The sequence below is a fragment of the Paraburkholderia sp. FW306-02-B genome (assembly GCF_058782725.1).
Genome location: NZ_JBYSXZ010000001.1, coordinates 265,093 through 286,309 on the forward strand (window position 1 = coordinate 265,093; position 21,217 = coordinate 286,309).

Annotated in this window: 14 protein-coding genes; 11 read left to right on the forward strand and 3 right to left on the reverse strand. The window is 62.3% G+C overall.

The annotated features are described in order from the left end of the window. Window positions 1–58 precede the first annotated feature (58 nt). The 4 genes from AC3WOG_RS01170 (at window position 59) to sctC (ending at window position 6,081) form a co-directional block, all read left to right on the forward strand. Window positions 59–2,053 carry a hypothetical protein gene (locus AC3WOG_RS01170; RefSeq protein ID WP_492576258.1) on the forward strand — a complete coding sequence of 665 codons (1,995 nt, stop codon included), beginning with the start codon at window positions 59–61 and terminating at the stop codon, window positions 2,051–2,053. Between the two features lie 16 nt (window positions 2,054–2,069). Continuing rightward, on the forward strand, window positions 2,070–2,366 hold the full coding sequence (locus AC3WOG_RS01175; protein ID WP_492576259.1) for a hypothetical protein: 297 nt from the start codon (window positions 2,070–2,072) through the stop codon (window positions 2,364–2,366). A 330-nt stretch (window positions 2,367–2,696) separates the two neighbouring features. Continuing rightward, on the forward strand, window positions 2,697–4,154 hold the full coding sequence (locus tag AC3WOG_RS01180) for a helix-turn-helix transcriptional regulator (RefSeq protein WP_492576260.1): 1,458 nt from the start codon (window positions 2,697–2,699) through the stop codon (window positions 4,152–4,154). 85 nt (window positions 4,155–4,239) lie between these two features. Continuing rightward, window positions 4,240–6,081, forward strand: coding sequence for a type III secretion system outer membrane ring subunit SctC (gene sctC, locus AC3WOG_RS01185; protein ID WP_492576261.1), 1,842 nt, complete (start codon window positions 4,240–4,242; stop codon window positions 6,079–6,081). Window positions 6,082–6,103: 22 nt separating this feature from the next. On the opposite strand, the gene AC3WOG_RS01190 is transcribed toward sctC, so the two are convergent. Then, window positions 6,104–7,066, reverse strand: coding sequence for a response regulator transcription factor (locus AC3WOG_RS01190; protein ID WP_492576262.1), 963 nt, complete (start codon window positions 7,064–7,066; stop codon window positions 6,104–6,106). A 385-nt stretch (window positions 7,067–7,451) separates the two neighbouring features. Here AC3WOG_RS01190 and AC3WOG_RS01195 point away from each other — a divergent pair, with 385 nt between their 5' ends. The 3 genes from AC3WOG_RS01195 to AC3WOG_RS01205 are packed head-to-tail and all read left to right on the forward strand — an operon-like array spanning window position 7,452 to window position 11,802. Further along, window positions 7,452–8,552, forward strand: coding sequence for an aromatic ring-hydroxylating dioxygenase subunit alpha (locus AC3WOG_RS01195; protein WP_492576263.1), 1,101 nt, complete (start codon window positions 7,452–7,454; stop codon window positions 8,550–8,552). Continuing rightward, entirely contained in the window at window positions 8,549–10,423 is a 1,875-nt protein-coding gene (gene menD / locus AC3WOG_RS01200; RefSeq protein WP_492576264.1) for a 2-succinyl-5-enolpyruvyl-6-hydroxy-3-cyclohexene-1-carboxylic-acid synthase, read from the forward strand. The genes AC3WOG_RS01195 and menD overlap by 4 nt, the downstream gene beginning before the upstream one ends. After that, a complete protein-coding gene (locus AC3WOG_RS01205) occupies window positions 10,420–11,802 on the forward strand; it encodes a polysaccharide pyruvyl transferase family protein (protein ID WP_492576265.1) in 1,383 nt (460 codons plus the stop codon). Before menD ends, AC3WOG_RS01205 begins: the two co-directional genes overlap by 4 nt. Before the next feature lie 3 nt (window positions 11,803–11,805). On the opposite strand, the gene AC3WOG_RS01210 is transcribed toward AC3WOG_RS01205, so the two are convergent. Both AC3WOG_RS01210 and AC3WOG_RS01215 read right to left on the reverse strand, forming a co-directional pair. Further along, the gene (locus AC3WOG_RS01210) at window positions 11,806–12,438 is read right to left on the reverse strand and encodes a DUF3455 domain-containing protein (protein ID WP_492576266.1); all 633 of its coding nucleotides are present in this window, start codon (window positions 12,436–12,438) and stop codon (window positions 11,806–11,808) included. Window positions 12,439–12,574: 136 nt separating this feature from the next. After that, on the reverse strand, window positions 12,575–12,712 hold the full coding sequence (locus AC3WOG_RS01215; RefSeq protein WP_492576267.1) for a hypothetical protein: 138 nt from the start codon (window positions 12,710–12,712) through the stop codon (window positions 12,575–12,577). 130 nt (window positions 12,713–12,842) lie between these two features. On the opposite strand from AC3WOG_RS01215, the gene AC3WOG_RS01220 reads away from it, so the two are divergent. From AC3WOG_RS01220 to AC3WOG_RS01235, 4 genes are all read left to right on the forward strand, one after another. Then, window positions 12,843–13,121, forward strand: coding sequence for a hypothetical protein (locus tag AC3WOG_RS01220; RefSeq protein ID WP_492576268.1), 279 nt, complete (start codon window positions 12,843–12,845; stop codon window positions 13,119–13,121). Window positions 13,122–13,315: 194 nt separating this feature from the next. Beyond that, window positions 13,316–14,128 carry a CHAP domain-containing protein gene (locus tag AC3WOG_RS01225; protein ID WP_492576269.1) on the forward strand — a complete coding sequence of 271 codons (813 nt, stop codon included), beginning with the start codon at window positions 13,316–13,318 and terminating at the stop codon, window positions 14,126–14,128. Between the two features lie 129 nt (window positions 14,129–14,257). After that, on the forward strand, window positions 14,258–19,054 hold the full coding sequence (locus AC3WOG_RS01230; RefSeq protein ID WP_492576270.1) for a trehalase family glycosidase: 4,797 nt from the start codon (window positions 14,258–14,260) through the stop codon (window positions 19,052–19,054). Window positions 19,055–20,455: 1,401 nt separating this feature from the next. After that, window positions 20,456–21,088, forward strand: a complete 633-nt coding sequence (locus tag AC3WOG_RS01235; protein ID WP_492576271.1) for a CatB-related O-acetyltransferase — start codon at window positions 20,456–20,458, stop codon at window positions 21,086–21,088. The last annotated feature ends 129 nt before the right edge of the window (window positions 21,089–21,217 follow it).

Below are 21,217 nucleotides of genomic sequence, written 5' to 3' on the forward strand. Positions count from 1 at the left end.
TCGCGTTGAGCCTTTGGCAGATATCGGGGGTTTTCGTATTTTGGAGACAGGGGGCTCGATGCGCGCGTCAAAGCACAATCATTTATTTTCCGCAGGGGGGCGGGTCATGTTTCCGGGAAGGGGGGCGGGTCGTGCGGACGCTTCCGCCGGGGCCGTCGACGATTCCGTGTCCGGCCAAGCCACACATCAAACGGAATCTACAACGTTGTTAGGGGGCTTACGCAACCTATTCGGTAAAACGGTCAGTCGACGCCGGTCGACTCGTGCAGAGCGCCAGGCGCATTCCGCGCAGGACCGTGGCGGCGATGGTCTAGCCGCAAGCGTTTCCTCCGAGGGTGCAGCCGGGGGCTTGCTCGACATCTTCAGCGCTGAGCTCGCCAAGCTCGGGTACGAAGTCTCTGGCTATGAAGAGGTAAAGCGGGTTCTGGCGCTCGAATCGCCCTTACCGGACAGTGCCGTCGGGGCGCTTCGCAGTAGCGTGCTCGAGAATCCGGAACTGAGCGGTGAGGTGGGCGCGAGATTGCGTCACTATTCGGCCGAGGCGCTCGCGAAGGGCATGAGCAGCCCCGAAGACAGGCTGTTGCGGCTGGAGTTGCTGATGCTCGCGGCGTCACCAAGCATGCGCCAGACCCTGTTGAAAGCAGTCAAGGCCGATCTGCGGGGGCGATCGGAATGGACCAGGACGCGTTTGACCGAGCGCGAAGTTTTCGTTCCGCAAGTCACGATCGGCGGCGGACCGCAAGGACAGACGATTGCCAATCACACGCACGAGCTTGGGTTAGGCGCGTGCAATCTGGTGGTCGACGCGTCGGGCGGCGGCGACGGCAACTTCGGTTCGGTGCGCGCCCACTTGCTCAACAGCGAAACGCGCGACGGCTATGCCGGCCGCAGCCATGCGGCGTTTTCCGATCCGATGCGTTCGCTCAACCCGTTGCACGGCAGTCCCATCCAGGTCGAGGATCTGAATCCTGTCGAGGGCTTTCCGACTGCCGGGGATATTGGAGACGCCGCGACGATTGGCTTGTACGCCGCGGCCAGGAAGGGTACGCCGGTTCTCGTCAACACGGTCGTCACGGGTATCGAAGAAGTGAAAGACAAAGAGGGGCGGTATCGGATTACGATGCGAGACAAGTCCTCGGGCGAGACGTTTCACGTGTTGACCAATCAAGTCCTCGATGCGACTGGGCTCGGCAAGCCGAGCGTTCCACTGAAGCATCCCCCGTCCAAGGGGTACATTGACCGGCAGTCCAAGCGGCTCGCGGCTTTGCGAGGACAAGGCCTGCCGACCCAAGCGGTGATGCACAGCGAAGACATGTTGCGTGCGACGGTCGGCGCGACCGACAAGCAAATTCTGGACGTCGTGCGTGCGTCGGATGGCGACATTGTGATTGTCGGCTGGGGCGATTCGGCCAAGACTCCGCTGCTGCGCATTAGGGAAGTGGCGGAAAAGGCCGGCCTGTCGATGCGGGATTTGCTCGGTGAGCGCAAGATCGTGTGGATCGGACCGAAGCATCAGGAAGATATCGATAAGGGATTGTGGGGGCCCTACTCGGGCCTCAAACCCTATTTCGATGAAGGGCTGGTGCAAGTGCAGCCGGGCCGGCTCGAAACGATCTCCCCGGTGGGGGAAGGGGTGAACCGGTCGTCACTTGCGGTTCGAGAGAAGGACGGCACGGTGAAGTCGATCGAGAGCGGGCGCGTGATTCTCGCGATGGGCATGAAATCCGACAGCGCTAGTTTTCTGAGCAAACTTGCTCCCGAACTGGCGCCGGAGATGAAAGTGCCGGTGCATGGCGACGACCCGGTTTTTGACGATAGCCCGCTATGCACGCGTTTGCAGGTTGGCGAGACGCCGCACGACATCTATTTCGTCGGCATGTCGTCTGGACTACAGCGGCCGGAGGGTACTTCGTATCTGGAGTTCTACGGCTGGAAGACGTTGCAGTTTATCGAGCAGCATCTGGCCAAGAAGCTGAAGAGCTATGATGTAAGAAAATTGGAACAGCTTATTCCCCCGGCTTCGATCGCTGCGACCGACGGCACGGCGGGCTGAACTGAAAAGGCCGATCATGACCAAGACTTATTATTTGCGCGACGGCACACCGACGGACGCCGAAACATGGCGGGCTTTGCAGGGTGATGCCGGCTACGCGCAGGTCGAGAAGACGACGCTGCCAAACGGCCGCTGGATTTCGACGATCTGGCTGGGCATTCAGCATGAAAGCGTCTCGTCTCCCGCTGCGCCCGAGTTGTTCGAGACAGTTGTTTTCGACGTAGACACGAAACAGCCTCTCGCGAGCTTACGGCATGCTACCGAAGCCGATGCGCGTGCGGCACACGAGCGCCTCGTGGAAGAATGGGCGTGAGCGCGAAGACATCAAGCATTGGATGCAGTCCCTGAGATGCCGAGCGACGGGCCTGCATCGCAACGCGCAGAGGCGATCACGCGTTTTACACCGATCGCCTCCAAGCGCAATGCTCAACACTCCTCAATTTCACCGTCTTAATCAGATTTGTTGAGGGATATCCAAATCGCGTTTCGCTAAATTAGGACAACGCGATCGGTTGCAACTTGTGGATTGCACTAGCGGTCGCGCCGCTAACTCAGCGAATCGAAATGCCTTGGTGGACGCCGTCTCGTCGTGCGCGCCTGTCGTTGGATCGCGAGCGTTGGCACCTTCACGAGGAGTTGAGCGATGTTCACGGCACTCTATTTCCCGCTGGCGTCCGCACTCAGTGTGCGATGCCTGCGCGACGGATTTCTCGACAAGCTGCGCGAGGGCAATTTGAGTGCAGCCCGCGCACAGGCGAGCCACTGGGCCGAAGGCGGCCATCAGAGTGCCGAGGACCTGCCATGGCTGCTGCAGCTTCAAGCCGACCTGGAGATGTTGACCGGCATCGGCGATGAAGTGGAGGAACAGTATCGACGCGCGCAGAAAGCGATTCGCTCGCCGCGCCATGCGATTCGAGCCGCGTCGTGCCGCAACGCGGGTTGGCAAGCTTTCTTTCGTCATCGGCTCTCTACGGCGCTCTCATGTTTCGCGCGCGTCATCGGCGAAAAGGAGATCGATCCGTTACAGAAACTCGAGGCGCGCTTGGGCATCGTATGCACGCTCCACCAGCTCGGCCGGTCCGGCGATGCGTCCGATGCGCTTAGCGAACTCGCAGAGCTGGTCGAAACGTCGAGCGCAAGCGTCGCCGATCACTGGCGCGACCTCGTGGTGACGCTGCGCTTCGATCTCGCGGTACAGCGTGAATTACGCGCTTGCGCGCCACTTAGCGATCACGTTTATTGGCGCTCGGGGATGTCCGACGCACGCGCGTCGGGCAGTTCCGGCCCAGGCGATAGCGCCGACCTCTGCGAGGCGCACGCCGCTGGCGTCAGGACGCCGCTGCTGCGCCAGCGGATCGATTACCTGAGCCGCCTACGCGAACTCGCACGCGGCTCTCGTGCAGCGATGGAGGGCGTGATCGCGCATCTGAACTGGGCACAGCGCGTCGGATTGCACGAGTATGCTCACACGACCCGGCTCGAGGTCGTGCTCGCGGCGCTCGCCTTGGAAACGCCGCAACTGGCCGAAATGCTGCTCGAGCCGCTGCATCGCGTCGATTTCGCTGGCGCCACCGGCCGGCGCCAGCTCGAATACTTGTACTGCGTCGCCAAGTTGCGCCAGGCTCAGGAACGCACCCGCGAATCGATGCAGTACTACAGCCGCTACGCTTTGATCACGACGCAATGCCTGCGCGACGACGCGTTGGCGATCTCGCCGTTCGGCAACCGCGCCGCACGCAACGGACCGCAGTTGGACGATGTCGGCGCGCGGCTGCCGGCGAAATACCGTCGCGCATATCGGTATCTGCAAGAGAATCTAGGTCGCCATGATCTGTCGGTGCGCGAGGTCGCTGCCGAGATCGGCGTTTCCGAACGCGCGTTACAGAGCGCATTCAAAACCTTCCTCGGTGTGTCGCCGACCGAATTGATTCGGCGGCAGCGCATGGAGCGCATCCGCGCAGAACTGCTGAACGACCCATCCGTGAGCGATCGCAACGTATTGCATGCGGCGACCAAATGGGGCGTGCAGAACCGTTCGACGCTGGTCAGCGGTTATCGCAAGCTGTTTCACGAAGCACCTTCCGAAACGCTAGAACGATAGGCCTGCAGCTCGGCACGAGCTGTGGCCGGTTCATTTTCAACGCCGCGGCGTCGGTGTCGCGGTCCACTTTACGATCGGGGAAACAATGAAGCATAAACGGCTCATGTGCGCAGCCTGGGCGGCGGCGTGCCTTTCGTTGGTCGGTATGGGGACAGTCGCCGATGCGGCGCCGATCCGCTGGCACAGCAATTCGGTCCACGTTGTGGCGGACGGACAAGACCTCAAGGACGTCTTGCGCGACTTCACCGCCGGCCAGGGCGTACCGACGACGGTTGCCGGCGACGTGCATGGAACGGTGACCGGGCATTTCGACATGTCGCCGCAGCGCTTTTTGGACACACTGGCATCGACGTTCGGCCTAGTTTGGTTCTACGACGGCGTCGTGCTGTCGATCAGCGACGTCAATAGCGTAACGCGTCAGGTGATCAAGCTCGACCATGCCAGCACCGACGAGCTGAACAGCGCGCTTGTGCAACTGCATCTCGACAGTTCGCGTTTTCCCATCGTCTATGACGCGGGCCAGAGCACGGCGCTCGTGAGCGGGCCTGCGCCTTATGTGCAACTCGTGGCGGACATTGCGAAGCGGCTCGACCAGAATGCGGGGCAGCGCTCGGGCTCGGTGATTCGCGTGTTTCAGCTGCATCACGCGTGGGCAGCCGATCACAAGGTCGAGATAGACGGCAAGGCAGTCACCGTGCCGGGCGTCGCGAGCGTACTGTCGGGCATGTATCACGCGAAAGACACGAGTGGCGCGGGGCTTGGCGGCGTCGGAGGCCTCGACTATCGCGGCGCCCAGGCGCCGACCATGCAGCGCCTGCAGCCGATGCAGGATGTCAGTGGCAGCACGTCCGGGAACGGTCTGGACGGCAGTATCAATCCCCCGTTGCCGCACGCGATGGCGCCTAACGGTAACCCCGCGCCGGGTCTGTCGGGACTGCTGAACGGCATGGGGGCGGGCGGCAGCGCGGCCTCTGGCATGCCGATGCTATCGGGTCTTTCCGGCAGTCTCTACGGCTCCGACGGCGACGGCGGAACTGCCGACATGTCCGGCGGCGGACCGCAATCGCTGCCGGTGATCGAAGCCGATCCGCGCACAAACTCCGTGCTGATTCGCGATGTGCCGCAACGCGAGGGACAGTATCAGGCCTTGGTCGACCGGCTCGACGTGAAGCCGAAGTTGATCGAAATCGAAGCACACATCATCGAGATCGACGACAACGCGCTCAAGCAGATCGGCGTCGACTGGCGTGCGCATAACAGTCACGTCGATTTGCAGACGGGCACCGGCAACACTCAGCAGAACGGCTACAACGGCAATATTCAGCCGACGTTCGGCACGCAGACACTGGCCGACGGGACGACCGTCATCGATACGACGCCCGTGGGCGCCTCCCTCACGGCAGTACTCGGCAATGCGGGCCGCTATCTGTTAGCGCGTATCGATGCACTACAGCAGAGCAACCTGGCGCGGGTCGATGCCAGTCCGAAAGTCGCGACGCTGAACAATGTCGAGGCCGTGATGGACCACCAGACGCGCTTCTTCGTGCGCGTGTCGGGCTATACGGCCGCCGATCTGTACAGTGTGTCGACGGGCGTCTCGCTTCGCGTGCTGCCGCTCGTCGTCGAGGAGGACGGGCGCATGCAGATCAAGCTCAACGTCCACGTCGAAGATGGCTCGCTGACCGGTCAGAGCGTCGATAACATCCCCATCATCACGACGAGCACGATCAATACCGAAGCGTTCGTGGGGCAGGGCGAGAGTCTCTTGATCGGCGGTTACCGGCTCGATAGCGCGACTAACGGCGAGACCGGTGTACCGGGGTTGTCGAAGATCCCGCTCATCGGCGCGCTGTTTCGCACGCGCAACGACCAGCACAGCCACATGGAGCGCCTGGTCCTGTTGTCGCCGCGCATCATCGAGTTCTGAGTCCGAGCGCGGCAACGCCCGATCAACTATCGCGCCGGTACTGCGAACGCGAGACTTCCGGCCATAGGTGACATATGGCCTTTGCCGTACCGGCACTGCATGCGGCGCGTACGGCTGCCGCTGCGGGATCGGGCCATGATGGCGCGTTGCGCGCGGTCTCGCTGTCCGCGGGGTGGATTTCCGCACATGCTGCGTGATGTAGCGCGCGCTCGGCTTTTTCCGGGCGCGCCGCGAGCGGCGAAACATTGCCTTGCGCGAGCGCCACCGACGAGATTTCCGGATTCACGCCTTTGACTCCGTCCATTTCGACGCGATAGCCATGGGCATACATCGTGCGCAGATGGATGCCGTGCTGGCCGCTCAGATTGAGCTTCTTGCGCAACTTGTAGATGTGCTGCTCCAGCGTACGTCCCACGATATCTTCCGAACTGCTCCATACCGCCCCTGCGATGTGGCGGCGGCTTGCGTACTGCCCGGGACGCGAAAACAGCAGCCACGCAATCGCGAACTCACGTGTTGTGAGTCGGATGGGCTCACCTTCCACGGATACGGTGCATGTGCGCCGGTCCAGTCGATATGCACCGTATTCGAGGCAGTCGTCCGCATCGCCGGGCTGCGCAGGCTGAAAGCGCCGCAACGCGATATGCACGCGCAATGCCAGTTCGCGTGGATCGATGGGAGACAGCACGACGTCGTCGGCGCCCGCGTCGACCAATTGCGTGATGCTGCTTCGGTCGTCAGGCGCGCCCACCACGATAAGCGGCGCGCGACGGTCCGCATAGCAGGCACGCCGAGCAAGAACCGGAAGCATGGGATCGATGCCCGCGGCCGCGTCGACGAGGATTGCACCGTAATCCTCGCGATACACCGCGCGCGCAAGCGCGACATGGTCGTCGAACCGGCTGCACTGGGTGTCCTCGGCTTCAAGGCACTGGCAGATCAAGTTGAACAAGGCGGTGTCTTGGGTCATTACTGCGAGCATCATTTTTCCTCCGAGTGAATCCGATCGCCAGACGCACTCGCACGCGAAGAGAATGGCAACCCGGCGATCGAGTTCGGAGCGAACGACCGAATAGTAGAGGCGCCGCATATATCATGTTTGTAACTCTTTGTAGCATTCCGACCGTTGTATGAAATCGGTAAAGTTTTTCCATGACACGCCAAAGCGAGTATTTATTTCGGTTAGCTTATTGTTAGCTTTTTCGTCGAATTGTGAGCGAGGTGAATGTAAACGGATTTACGGTTTCCGGAGGAAACCCAATCTGAGAATTGTTGAACGTATTGCTACGGCGCCTCCTTATCATGGACGCCACGGATATGCCGCTGCACATTTCTCGATTGGCGCGGCAATTGACGCGGAGTCCACTCGTATGGCGTTTCTTCACAATGCTTGGTATGTGGCCGCTTTCAGCAAGGAGGTCACGGCCGGCTCGCCGTTTTCTCGCACACTGCTGAATCGGCCGGTCGTGCTCTACCGCGACGAGCACGACGCAGTGGTCGCACTCGACGACCGCTGCCCGCATCGCTTTGCTCCGTTGTCGCGTGGGCGCGTTCTCGACGGTGCGCTCGAATGCCCGTATCACGGGTTGCGCTTTGGATCGACGGGCAATTGCGTGTTCAATCCGCATGGCGACGGCAGGCTCCCTTCTGCCGCGGCCGTACGGCGATACCCCACGCGCGAGCGCTATGGGGCGGTATGGATTTGGCCAGGGAACCCCGAACTCGCCGATAAGGCGCCCCTACGAGATTTCGCTTTTCTCGATCCAGACCATTACTTCACGAGCGAAGGCTATCTGCTGACGCAGGCGAATTATCAATTGAGCGCCGATAACCTCCTCGACTTGAGCCACTTTCAGTACTTGCATCCGAATACGCTGGGCAGTGACGCCATGGCTCGCGGCACGCTGCGACACGCCGACGATGGCGACAAGGTGTGGGTGTGCCGCGAAACGAGCGCGGAGTTGCTCCAGCCGTTCGTTGCCCAAGCGTTCAGCGTGGCGCCGGGCAAGCGGGCCGACCGCGGGCTGGATGTGCGCTGGGAGCCGCCGGGTCTGTTGACCATCATTGTTCGCGTGCGCGAAACGGATGCGCCGCTCGACGCGACGCGCGTTGGGATATCGGCGCATTGGCTGACGCCTGAAACGGAGGCTAGCACGCACTACTTCTTTGCATTCGGCCTGCCGCGCGAAATGGGCGAGGCCGGCGCGGCGCTTGTCCAAACTTCGGTCGAGGGCTTGATGGCGCCGTTCCGCGACGAGGATCTCCCGATGCTCGAGGCCCAACAGCGGGCCATCGGGACGCGCGACTTCTGGGCCATGCACCCGGTGATGCTGTCGATCGATGCCGGCGCAATCCGCGCGCGATGGATCATGGAGCGCCTGATCGCGAACGAGTCGGCCGCGGCCGATGCCGATGTGTCCGATGTCTTGCAGCGCGTCGCCGGGCGTCCGGATGTGGAGGTGGGTTCATGAGCGAGTCCGCTGCGGTGTTGCGCAGTGAAGGTGACGACTGCGGTGACGACTGCGCGGAGGCGACGCCGCTGTCGTTGAACGAGGTCTGGTTGCGCTGCATCGTCAACGCGGTGTGTGAGTTCGGTGTCAGGCGCGTGGTGCTTTCCGGTGGAGCGCGGGCATCGCTGATGTGCATCCTGTTCGATGCCGACGCGCGCATGGTTCAGCGCGTGAACGCTGTCGACGAACGCAGCGGTGCGTTCATTGCGCTGGGGATGGCGAAAGCGACCGGGGAACCGGTCGCGATCGTCACCACGTCGGGCTCCGCCGTCGGCAACCTTGTTCCGGCGCTGATCGAGGCCGACGCATGCAATATCCCACTCGTGGTGCTGAGTTGCGATCGGCCGCGCCATCTGCGTGGCGCGGGGTTCGGCCAGATGTGCGATCACATCGGGGCGTGTCGGGCGTTCGTGCGCAGCCAGATCGACTTGCCCGATCCGATTGACGACCCCGCGGCGATTGCGAGGTTGAGAGACGAGGTGGCGCGCACGGTGGCAGCGTGCGTCAACGGGCCGGTCCACGTCAACCTGCCGCTCGAGGGTCTGTTCGATTCGAGCGAACCTTCGCCCGTGAGCGTGCCGACGCGCGAGGCCGCAGCGTTGCCTGGCGCGCAGCCGATGCGCTGGGATCCGCAGGGGCGGCGCAATCAGGGTGTCGGTGAGACGCCTAGGCAGATCGTCGCGCGCGTGCTCGCGCGTTCCTCTGGCGGCAAAGGGTTACTGCGCGGCTTGATTGTCGCCGGCCCGGACCCCGCAGTTGCGCCTGGCGCGATTCTCGAACTAGCGCGCACGAGCGGGTTTCCCATTCTTGCCGATGCGGCGAGCGGGGTACGCGCAGGCCTGGCCGATCGCCCGCACGACGACGCCCCGGTCATCAATGGCTTCGATGTCGTGGCCCAGGGTTCGCCGCTGGGGCAATGGCCGCCCGAATTGATCATCCGCCTGGGTCTTGCGCCTGTCTCGCCACCGGTGCTTGCGTATCTGAGCGCGCATCCGGCGCCGACAATCAAGATTGCGCGTGGCGCTTGCGAGCGCGACTATCTCCATCCGACGCTCGATCCGCGCGACGTGCTCGTCGCGCCGTCCGCGAACGATCTTGCCGCGCTTGGCGATGCGCTGATCGAGCATGTGACCGGGGCCCGCCGCGATGCGGTTGTAGCGGGGTGCGTGACTCGCGAGTGGCGCGACACCTGGGCGTCGCTTGCCGAGCGCGGGCGCTCGATTCGACACACGGTAGTGCAGGCCCTACCTTGGGGAGAGGTAGTGGCAGCCCAGGAAATTTTCGCGACGCGCGGCTTCGCGTTCGTACACATGGGCAACTCCCTGCCGGTGCGGCACGCCGATATCCTCTACGACAATCGCGAAGATGCGCAGGCGTGCTACGTCAGTCGTGGCGTATCCGGAATCGACGGCACCTTGTCGACTTTTTGCGGCGAAGTGCTCGGGCGCGGCGACATCGGGTTGCTCGTCATTGGCGACCAGGCCTTTTTGCACGATTTGCCTGCCTTGTGCAGCGCACAGCGACTGACCACGCCTGCCTGCGTTTGCGTGATGCACAATCGTGGCGGGGCAATCTTCGATTTTCTGCCCGTATCGACCGCGCCGGGCTTCGAGCGGGCAATCCGGAATCCGTATCGCATTGATTTTGGCGCGCTGGCGCGTGGCTTCGGACTGAACTATGCACACGCGAAGGATCGGTTATCGCTGAAGCAAGCCCTTGAAGCGGGCCGCGCACATGCGGGCGTCACGATCGTCGAAGTCGATGTGCCTGCGCATTCGGCTGTCGAACAGTTGGGTTTGCTCGCTAGCACGCTACGTGCGCAAATGCGATGAGCGCACCGATATCCGAGCTCGCCGACGAGCGATCCGCCGCTTCGCTTGCAGCGTTGCAACGCTACGAGCGTGCGGATCAACCCGAGGCCGTGTTTCTTTCCGATATGCTGGCGCGCATTGAATCCGCACGCGAGCGCTCGCGTCGCGAAGGATTCGCCAACCCGTCGCCAGGCGCGAGGCCGGATGGGCCCTTGCGTGTGCTGTTGCTCAGTTATGCGGGCGCGGGCAACACCGGAGCGGATCTGCGTACGATCGAAACGATTCGCCAATTGCACAATGTGTTTGCGCCGCGCCGCCTGGACATTGAACTATTCGCGCTCGGCGGCCTGTTCGATCATCCCGTGTTGGCGGCCGCTCGCAAAATGCCACTGCACGCGCCTTACATACCCGATGCGCTCGACTACGCGATGCCGGGGTATGACCTCGTGGTCAACGTTGAGGGGTCGACGTACACCTCGAAGTTTTCAGACGCGCTCGCGGGCATCCTGATCGGCGGAGCCGCGCTTGCGGTCGCGCATGGAGGGCGCGCTTTCGCGTACGGGGTGGATAGCGGCAAGATGACTGACGCACTCACTCGATTTGCTCGGCAGACTGCGGACGGCGTCGACATCCTCTGCCGGAACGACGCAGCGAGGTGCGATCTGGCCGCGCTCGGTATTGCCGCGCAGTCCGGCGCGGATTGCGCGTGGACGTATGAGCCGCGGCGCACGGCACGCGTTGCGGCGCTCGGTGCAAAGGTCGCGGCGTTATGCCCAACCAATCCGTTCTGGTGGCCGGTGACGGCGCGCGGTGTGCCGGCCGACGCGGACTCGGTCGAGGACATAGGAACGCCGCCTCGCTATGCCGGATCTTATTTCCACACGTGGGACAAGCAGCGCGCGTTCGCGTACCGCGAGTACGTCATGCGCTTCGCACGGATCGCGGTGCAATTGCGCGCCCGAGGCTTCTCGCCGGTACTGGTCGCGATGGAGCAGCTCGACCGTCCCGCGTGCGCCGATATCGCGGCGCGGCTGGACTTCGATCTGCCGATCGTCGCGCGCGGCGTCGCGACGCTGGAGGATGTGGCCGGCGTCGTCGGGCACGCCACGTGCGTGATTACGACGCGATATCACGCGGCGGTGCTGGCGATCGCGCGCGGCGTGCCGGTGTTCGGGCTGACGTTGGATGAGCGCGTGGAACGGTTGCTGATGGAAGCCGGACTAGACGGATGGTATGCCGCGTGTACCGATGCCGACGGTGATGAGAAGGCGCTGGCGCGGCTGTTTGACGATGCGCAGAGCTGGCCCGCGCTGCGGGCGCACTGTTTGGCGTTTGCGAGTGGCGAACGGGCGCGCTTCGCGCAGATGGGCGCCGAGCTGGCCGCTGCCATGGCGCGATGAGCGTCAAGGGGCTGCCAACAACATCGACATCGACATCGACGTCGTATCTGCAGCCGCGGCTTTAGCCGCACGATAGAAAAGGTACGTCGCAGTGTACGGCACGAGCAGCGATTGTCCTTGCTCGATACAGGTGGCGACAGGCGGCAGGCCACCCGAGGTCAGCACGCGCTGCACCGAGGTGACCATTGCGAAACGCCCACGATTTCTCGACGCGCCGGCATCATCGCGCGCGACGAGGCGTTCCCACGTCAAGGCGCGTGCGGTAACGATCTCCTCGCCGGCCACCGAGCCGACGAATTGGCTGCCATCGTAGGCGATGAAATAGCGTCCGGGCGCGACCGTGCCGACACTGCGCCGTGCCTGATCGACCAGTGTCGCCTCGGAGCCCGTCGGAGCCCATGCCAAGCGCTTGCCATCGCTTCGGCAGTCGTATGTCGTCTCGCCGACCGCGCTCAGCGCATCTTGCAGGATCTCTTGCGGCGTCGCCCGCAGCGACGCAGGCAGCATGTCGTTCGAAGGAAGGATCGGTTGTGCCGAGGGCGAGCTCGCGCAACCGGCGGCGGCGCTCGCAAGCACCATGATCGATGCCGCGCGATTCGCAAGTCGAGCGAATAAGGAGGGGGCGCGAGGTTTCATTTTGGGCTCAGGCTCACCTGGGGACATGTCGCATGCGAGCGTGACATACGCACCTATTTATGTCAGACCGGGCATTCGGAAAACTGCGTCTGGCTTCGCATACGACGATGCTTTCCTCCACGGGCGGCGGATACCGTTACTTCAACATGAGGCCGGCGAGCTGCAGACGGTCCCAACCGGGCGGCACGCCCTGTACCAGGGCGCGCGCCGACGTGCTGCCGGTGAGCCGGCTGATGGCCGATACGCGGCGCGGGACGTGAATTCGTTTTTCCACACACCGCTGCGCAGGTAGCGCGGCTCGCGATCGTGATTGGCGTCAAAGTAGATTACCCGTGACCCCAAGCCGCGCCGGTGGCGTATGGCGGAGCAGGCAGCGGGCCCCTTAACTACACCGAGGAAAATTTATGTCAATCGGAGACATTCTCAGTGGTGCGTTGTCCGTTGCGGGCGATGTGGTCGATGCGCCCTCGAAGCTCATCGGCGGGGCCGAGTCATTACTGGGCCTGGGCGGGCTGGATGGCAACTCAGGTTCGGGCGCAATGGACGCGGCGCTAAGTCAAGCGCTGCAATCGATGACGATGAGTATGTCGGCGTCGATGGCCGGGGGCGCGCAAAGCAGCTTCAATACTTCACTGAGCAAGAAGGCTAGCGACGCCGATAGCGACAGCGACGACAGCGCTTAAGACATGGTTGTCTGCGCGAGGCGACGCCCCGAGGCTCCATTAGCTTTGCGTTTTCATGAACACCCATGCACAACCCGCCTCATTCAGGGTCGTGATTTGCCGCGAACTGGAACGGGAGTTCGTTTTTGTGCCACGCCGACTGACAGCAGCGACCCATCGGGCGCCGGCAGGTTTATTTCATTTGAGGGAAAGCCATGTCAACTAGCGCAATTTCGTACCTTCCCGCGACATTTACCGAGTCGCGTGAAGTATTCACGAGTACGCCAGCCGTCTCGCAAGATGGTGACTGGGCCAAATGGGAGCAGGAGTACAAGGACCTCAATTCGCCCGCGAACGCAACCGCAGGCGCAAATTCGAGCGCGAGTTCGGCGAGCAGTTCGCTGAACAGCGGATTGATCAGTGCGCTGTTGCCCATCCTGTCAGCCTTGATTGCGTGGATGAGTCAGGCGATGTCATCGGATAGCTCGCAAGGGGGTTCGGACACAGACGATGGAAGTAGCGCTAATGGCGGCGGCGTCCAAACCGCGAGCTACTCCGGCGGCGGTAACGGGGCCAACGCGGGGCCGAACGTCATGCACGCTAGCGCAGGCAACCCGGCAGGCATTGCCGAAGGACTGCAACATAGATCTGCGGACTCGATCGTGGCGAATCAGGACGTGCCGATGGACCACGGCATCTCGGATCACGAAGACTGTGCGAATTTTGCGTCCGGCTGTCTCGTGAAATCCGGGGAGATTTCAGCGTCGCAACATACGGACAGCGTCGGGACGCTTCGTGGAGAACTCTTGCACCAGGACGGCTGGCACGAGGAGAGCAAAAGTCAGGTGAAACCGGGGGATGTCTGCATCGTTGGCGGCGACCAGCACGTCGAAATCGTCGATGGCGTCGACAAAAACGGCAACGTGATACTGATTGGTTCGAACAACGATCTCCCCAATGGCGCGCAAGAGGTCACTAAGGACTCTTACACAGGCAACCAGGGCAACGTCGAATTCCTGTCCAAATAGTGGCTGGACGGGCAAACCTGGCGCGAGTGTCATGCGTGACGCTCCGGCCTGAAGACCAGATTCGCGCAGTAGTGGACGATTGCCACCCGTATCTCATCGAAATTCAAAAATTCAAAAAAGGAGACGCGCATGGCGTCGCGAAAAGTTGCTGGTCCGAACTCATCGGGCGCCGCACGATCGTTGATTTCGACGAACGGTGCAACGAACGGCCCGGATGTCACGCCGCTCACCGCCCCCGCGGTGCCGAAGCGACCAGGCTTGCTGCGCGGACTTCGCAGGCACAAGGGCAACGATGTTGCCGACTTTTCCGGGGATTTCGCGCATGCCGTCGATGCGCATTTCGAAAGCGCCGCCGGCTATTCGTCAGCGCCCTTTGGCGACGACGGCATATTGGCGGATAAGGATTTAACGCGGCAAACCATCGCTTCATGCTTCCCAGGATTCGACGAGACGAATCCCGAGCATGCCCAGCTTGCGTCGACGCTGCTCGGTATGGAAGCGCCCACCGGGCAGCGTTTCTCGAACGCAGTGATGGTCGCATTCGTTCTGGCGAACGCGACGCATCAAGATCCCGATCGCGCCGCGGCGGCCGTTCGCAATTGGCATCATCCGGAGCATGCCGATGCTACGACGCAGGCCGATATCTTCGAGGCCCACTGTGCGCTAGCCCAAACGCCGTTGGGTTGGAAAGTGCTCGAACAGATGGCGCCGTCGCCTTGGGTGAAACCGAACGATACCGACGAACAACGGCTGCGGACGACGACCGCGCTGACCGCGGCGGGGCATTTGATCGCGCACGCCGCCCCGACCGAACGCCCGACCAGTTTGGAGGATGCGGGCGTATTGGCGCAGCAGGTGCTCCGTCCCGACACCCCGGGATTCGAGCGCAACGCCTTGGCGGCCAGGGCGCTGCTTGCCGAGCAATCGGACGATCCGACCGCTGAGCAACGCGAAGCCGCGCTCCTGTTTCGCAGCGCGAGCATAGCGGACACGGTCACCCTGTCCAACGTGCGCAAAAAGGTGAGGGGGATACTCGGTCGCGGTGGCCAACCGCCGCGGTGGATCGCACGGGCATTCAAAGGTGAACCGTTTCCGGTCAATGACCAGCGGCTCATGGATGCACTCGCGCAGCAAGCCATGAGCGGTATTTCGCAGCATGCGCGAGCCCGGTTGCCGTCTGCCGGCAAGACGCCGGTCAGCCTGGACACGGATGCGATCATCGACGCGGCATGTGTCGCCAAGCTCACCGTCATGAGCGAACGAATCGACCGCAAGGGATTTCGCGCCCCCATGAAAGTGGGTCGTCTTGCGGCAGGAAAGATAGAAAAGGCGACAGCCGAGTTGCTGCATGTCGACCGGAAAACGCTGGAAAACCATCCGGCGTGGAAGGACATCGCCGCCGGTGTTTCCGAGCCGCTCGACATCGAGACGCTCACTTCGTCGGCGCGCGCGCGGAACCTCGACAACGATCCGGTCGTCGGCGATCAGATCAAAGCGCTGACGAGGTTGAGCGAGGGCTGGGCGAGCCGGGCCGAAGGCTTCGGCAGCCTGCTCGGCCCCATGGAGCCGGGGTCCGAAATCGAATTTTCGTCGAGCGGTGTTCGCGGCACGAACGTAACCGGATGGGCGAATTTCGTTGCCGACGCGCTGAGCTATTTGCCGTGGGTGCCGAGCGTCACGCCATTGCCTACCGTCGCCCGCCTGCGTGGGCGCGAAAGCTCCGTCTCGCTGCGCACGGACGAGGGGCCGGATGGCGCATACGTCGACATCACGGTTCGTTCTGTCGATCGGCTCGTGCGTACCAACGTAATGGGTCTCGTCGTCCAGTGGAACGTCTTGCCGAAGGTCAGCGCCGCGTATGTGGTGGGCGAAATCGGACCGCACGCGGAGGAAGCGAAAGGCGAAGTGGTGACGATCCGCATCACGGGCGACAAGGGCGATACGTTCGACGAAGTGAAAGCGCGAGCGGGCAAGGCAATCGAAGCGCTCGCGCAGGGATCGTGGGAGGGACTCACCAAACACGCATGGCTGGATCCTCACGTTTCGGTCATTCCGGGCAGCGTCGCCGAGAAGTCGAAAGCGAGGTTTGCGTTGTTGACCGGGCTCGCGGGGGTTAACGTCCCTTACCATCCGGCAAACGGCTGGCTCGGCGTCGGGCTACAGGCGGGGGTTTCGCGAGGAAACAAGTCCACCCGGCAGCAGGGCGGGGCAAACATAACCAGTTTGGAGGAGGACGTCGCGCAAAGCCGCGGCTTGTTTGGCGTGAGTCAAAACGTGCCGGGGGCGCCGTTCGGCACACACCATACCCCTGCGGGATCGGTTACCGCCAGCGGCGGGCTTGGCGCGTATTTCCATCCTTTGAAGCGGCGCCATGAAGCATTGTTCTCCCGCAACCTGACGCTTAGCATGGACGACACCGGCCGGGTGTATCGCCAAGTCACCATGGATCCGGAAACCTACGAGAAATGGCGGACCAATCAGTCCGGCAGCGCTGTGCTTGCGCCGCCGCTCGCTCCCGATTTGGCGTTGCCGCCGGACATGCCGTTTGCGCGAGGCGCGCGCAGCGTCGAGGTTCGGCAGTATGCGAAGCCGGAAGAGCAAAGGAAAATGGCTGATCTTCTCGATCTCGCGAAAACGATCACGGCGGCCGGCGGCGATTCCGGAATGGTCGCGGCCGCCATGCGTGACGCGGTGGCCGGCGAGCATTTCTGGGGCGACTACCAGATCTCGGAGCAACGCACCGTGCATGCGGAAAAGGCCGGCGGGCCGGCAGCCTATGTCTATTTCTTGAAGGCGATCCGGGGCCTGAAGATGCGATCGAGCGAGCCCGTCAGCGCACCGGTGCGCCCCAACAGATTGGACGGCACGACGCCGGCGGAACGGCTGACGCCGTCCGAACAACGCGCGCGGTTACTCAAGAAAAATGAGCCCACGCGATTCGCGCCGGCGGCGCCGGGCTTCAAATTCTCGCCGATGCAGGAGCAGCTTCGCAATCTGTTCAGTCGTTACCCGAAAGCGTGGCGAGTCGAACCGAAACTCGTGCCGACGCACGCGGATACTTACGGCGATCTTTTCAAGCTGGTGCAGCTTCGTACCGACATCCATCCGGCGGACAGTGCGATCGGCCAACGCCTGAAGGCGTTCTTCGGCGGCGATGACAGCATGGCGTTCATCACGTGCGTGCCCAAGCGCGACCCCGCGGAGATCATGAAGGACTTCAACAAGCTCAAGGCGGACTATTGGTTCAAGAAGACGGGGCAGCTTGGCGGTGAGGACGTCAAGCTCGACGAGCTCGATCTCGACTCGCTTCAAGTCTGGTCCGAGTTCGATCCGACAGACTTCCTCGAGGCGAACTTCACCCGACAGGTTCCTCCGGGTGAGGCCTGGAAATATGAACCGTATCCGGCCGTGCCGATGGGCGCGCATATCGAGCGGATGCGGGAGGAAAACGTCACCGACATGAGTTTTCCGCCGATGGGCGCATCCACGAGAGCGTTGCCTTATCAACCGCAGCCCGTGCCTTCACGCCGGTTCTGGTTTGCTCGCTATGGGTGGGACAGCATTCCCACAGTCAAAGGTCTGCTGGCCGCCCGCAGATTCGACCGCGCCCGCATTTGCCTGGACAACGATGCTTTCGAAATCGAGGAGACGGGGGAGGTGCATAACGGCAACGAAACGCAATACAGCGGCCGCGTGCAGCCCATGTCGTTTACGCTCAATGCCGGTGACTATGCGACGGCCCTCGGTGATGACAGTCACCTGGTGCCATACCTGCCGGCCATGATGATCGAGTATCGAAATCGTCAGAGAGGGATCGACGAGATCACGGCCGGGCACGTGTTCAACGGTGTCGCGATGACGCCGGAGGGCGGGGTCGTACTCAGGAACAGGGACTATGCGAACGGACCGCGTCCGGAGGGCTTTGTCGAGGATGTGAGAGCCGCACGGGAAGGGTTGAAGCAAGGCATCGATCCCGAGTTCGTCTACGCGCACTTCCGACATAGCGCCGCGAGCGGTATCGATATGAGCGTCGCGCACAACAATCCGGACGACGGTCGCCCGGAATTGCCGCTCATGGCCTCCCTGCAGGAAAACGCGCACCTCGCCCAGGCGGAAGGGGTCATCATCCGCGCACTGAAAGCGGCCGGACATCACGACATGGCCGACCAGGTTCAGCAAGTGCATGACCTGCGAATCAAGGCGCTTCGAGACGCGTTTATCGAGAAGACGCCGGATGGCCGGGTCAATGTCGGCGCCTACCTTCGCCTGCGCGAAAACGAGCTTCACCCGCTAGACACGGCGGAGATCGCCAATGCGCTTTGGGCGGGCATCGCCACAGGCGAGGAAACGCCGGAGGCCGTCGAGGCCATCACGGGCATGCTGGATCGTCTGACGACACCTGGCGGTCTTGGATCGACAGCGGCGGACCTGAGCGACGAACAATGGGACAGCCGCAAGCGCATATGGGCAATGCATAACTTGAAGGCCGTTGAGGGCCTGGAGCGCCTCGGTGAACACGAGAAGGCCAAGGCACTGGCCATGTCGTTTGCGCAAGGGGCTTGGGTGACCTACGTACTCACGGGTCACACGTTCGAGAAAAACGGCTACGACGGCACACCGGGCGGCGGCGGCGAGTACAAGGTCGAAGCGGATATGACGATGACCAACGAGACGCTCGCCTACTTTGCGTCGCGCTATCCGGAGGTCCAGGCGATCTTGGATCGTCCGATGAAAGCCGAATCGACACTTCAGCATCTGCGCGAATACCAGGCAAAAGTGCATGCTTATCAAGACACGCATGGGGTGGCTAGAACCGATGACGATCCATTGAGTCTCGCCATCGCTCAGATGGATCTCATGGCGCAGCAGGAGCGTCTAATGACCGAGCGCATGCGAGCGGTCTTCGAGCGCCCCGGCGCGCCGTAATCGCAATCGCCTACGCAAGCGCCGCCCGCTGCTTAGGTTGAGCCGGAACAATCTGCCGAAGAGTGAAAGAGGAGAAGCGGATCAATGTTTAAAGCCAGGTTGTCAGGGGCGGGCGCGCGGCCGCCAGCAAGTCCCATGGATGCCAGGAAAGCGCCAGCCGCCGGGGATGCACGCCCAGCAGAGACGCAAGCTCGTATGACGGGCCGTCTACGAGCGCTCTTCAAGCGCCCTGTCAGAACCGGCGAGTCGAAACGGCCCGCGGGTGCGCCCCCCGGTGTTCAGTTCCTTGCCCCGCAACGATCTACGCTAGCGACTGCTGCTGTTCAATCGACTGGAGAGGAAAGCTACTCCGAGCTTTCCGAGTTGCACCCGGACTTCCGGGGCGAGCTTTATGTCGCGCGCGCCGAGGACCCGTCCAATCAACCCGTGGCGATCGTTCGGGTGACCGATAGCGGCGCGACGGCACGCCCGGGCATCACGGTGGGCCCCACCGTCGACGCGTGGCGAGGTAGGGAACCGATGACGCCGTTTGGACGGCGGCTCCTGGAAGATGGGTTGCTTGCACAGTTGTATGGCGGTTACTCGGTGCGATTGAATGAATCGTTTGGGAACCTTAGATTTTTACAACGCCACCCTAGCCAAGCTTCGGAATGAACGAGATGTCGGAACGTTTGAGTGAGAAATCTGGCTTTTAAGTCGATCAGCACTCGTGCGTTCAGTCAAACTTCCGCATCTCGGTTCGTCGAATTGACATGCCGATCGGCTGGAAATTTCAACGACCGTCTTGCGGAAAACCTGAGTTGTCCTTCAATCACTCTTTTAAAGGATGTCCACATGGGAAGAATTACCAATCGTATTGCGTCTGCTCTTTCTGGGAAAAGCGGTAATAAGTCGGAAACTAGTGGCGGCAGCCAATCGGCGTCGCCTGATGGCGCCCCCAAGAAGCAGTCAGTGTCGGGGCCGCTCGCTGATGCTCCTGGTCAGGCGACCGAATCCGAGACGGATCCGTTCGAAGGATCGAGATTTAGAAGCGGTGCCGAACCCAAGAAGGATCCGTTCGAAGGATCGAGATTTAGAAACGGGCATCGCCGTATATAAGAATGCAGTTGAATTGGCGTCATGAAAAGGTGGGTCGTCCTTGACGTAGCCGCCTGCAAGCGCGAAAGTCCGGCGCGAGCAGATCCGTAAGCATCGAGCGAGCGACCTAACAGTTCACGTTCGGACCGGTCAAGCAAGTCCGAACGTGCTCACCCGGATAGCGAAGCGGTGCCGGGCTGAGCGTATCGACCGGGCAGCCCGCATCCCTTCGCGAATCCAACGCGTGCTTCGCAGCGGCCGTGTGTGGGGCCGACCATCGACGCGCATGATCGAGGCTGACAAGAGAACTGCCAGATCCGATTCATGCCCTTTGTCATTCCTGATCCCGACGAACGCCACCCGGCCCCCGGGTTTCCGACGGTTACGTTCCTAAAGCACGCCATTACCCGTCCCAACATCGTCGTCGGCGATTTCACCTACTACGCGGACCGCAACGGCGCCGACGCCTTCGAGCGAAACGTGCTGTACCACTTCGAAGCCATCGGCGACAAGTTGGTCATCGGTCGGTTCTGCTCGATCGCAGCCGGCGTGAGGTTTCTGATGAACGGCGCCAATCATCGCCGCGATTGGTTCAGCAATTTTCCGTTTCATCTATTTGTGCAAGACCCGCAGGATATTCCCGGGGCGAAGGTCCATCACAAAGGCGACACCGTGATCGGCAACGACGTCTGGATCGGCAATGGGTCTACTTTCCTGCCGGGCGTGCAGGTGGGGGACGGCGCCATCGTCGGCGCCAATGCGGTGGTCACCGCCGACGTCCCCCCGTATGCGGTGGTGGGCGGCAACCCGGCGCGCGTGCTGCGCTATCGGTTCGACGAGAAGACGATCGCGACGCTGAAGTCGATCGCCTGGTGGAACTGGTCTCGCGAGAAAATTGCACGCCATGTCACGGCGCTGTGCAGCCTCGACCTGGACGCGCTGGTTCGAGCTCAATGACTCCTTTGCCCAATGGTTGAACATCGATCGTGATATCAGGCGACCCGGACGTGACCGTGGACAGCATCATCCCGTCGATTCTAGGCAACGGCGCAAACGATCCCTATCCGATCTATGACCAACTGCGCG

Coding starts and splice junctions, on each gene's coding strand:
- AC3WOG_RS01235 (WP_492576271.1), top strand. CDS start 20,456: ATGCCCTTTGTCATTCCTGATCCCGACGAACGCCACCCGGCCCCCGGG.
- AC3WOG_RS01220 (WP_492576268.1), top strand. CDS start 12,843: ATGTCAATCGGAGACATTCTCAGTGGTGCGTTGTCCGTTGCGGGCGAT.
- sctC (WP_492576261.1), top strand. CDS start 4,240: ATGAAGCATAAACGGCTCATGTGCGCAGCCTGGGCGGCGGCGTGCCTT.
- AC3WOG_RS01230 (WP_492576270.1), top strand. CDS start 14,258: ATGGCGTCGCGAAAAGTTGCTGGTCCGAACTCATCGGGCGCCGCACGA.
- AC3WOG_RS01180 (WP_492576260.1), top strand. CDS start 2,697: ATGTTCACGGCACTCTATTTCCCGCTGGCGTCCGCACTCAGTGTGCGA.
- AC3WOG_RS01210 (WP_492576266.1), bottom strand. CDS start 12,438: ATGAAACCTCGCGCCCCCTCCTTATTCGCTCGACTTGCGAATCGCGCG.
- menD (WP_492576264.1), top strand. CDS start 8,549: ATGAGCGAGTCCGCTGCGGTGTTGCGCAGTGAAGGTGACGACTGCGGT.
- AC3WOG_RS01170 (WP_492576258.1), top strand. CDS start 59: ATGCGCGCGTCAAAGCACAATCATTTATTTTCCGCAGGGGGGCGGGTC.
- AC3WOG_RS01190 (WP_492576262.1), bottom strand. CDS start 7,066: ATGATGCTCGCAGTAATGACCCAAGACACCGCCTTGTTCAACTTGATC.
- AC3WOG_RS01195 (WP_492576263.1), top strand. CDS start 7,452: ATGGCGTTTCTTCACAATGCTTGGTATGTGGCCGCTTTCAGCAAGGAG.
- AC3WOG_RS01225 (WP_492576269.1), top strand. CDS start 13,316: ATGTCAACTAGCGCAATTTCGTACCTTCCCGCGACATTTACCGAGTCG.
- AC3WOG_RS01175 (WP_492576259.1), top strand. CDS start 2,070: ATGACCAAGACTTATTATTTGCGCGACGGCACACCGACGGACGCCGAA.
- AC3WOG_RS01205 (WP_492576265.1), top strand. CDS start 10,420: ATGAGCGCACCGATATCCGAGCTCGCCGACGAGCGATCCGCCGCTTCG.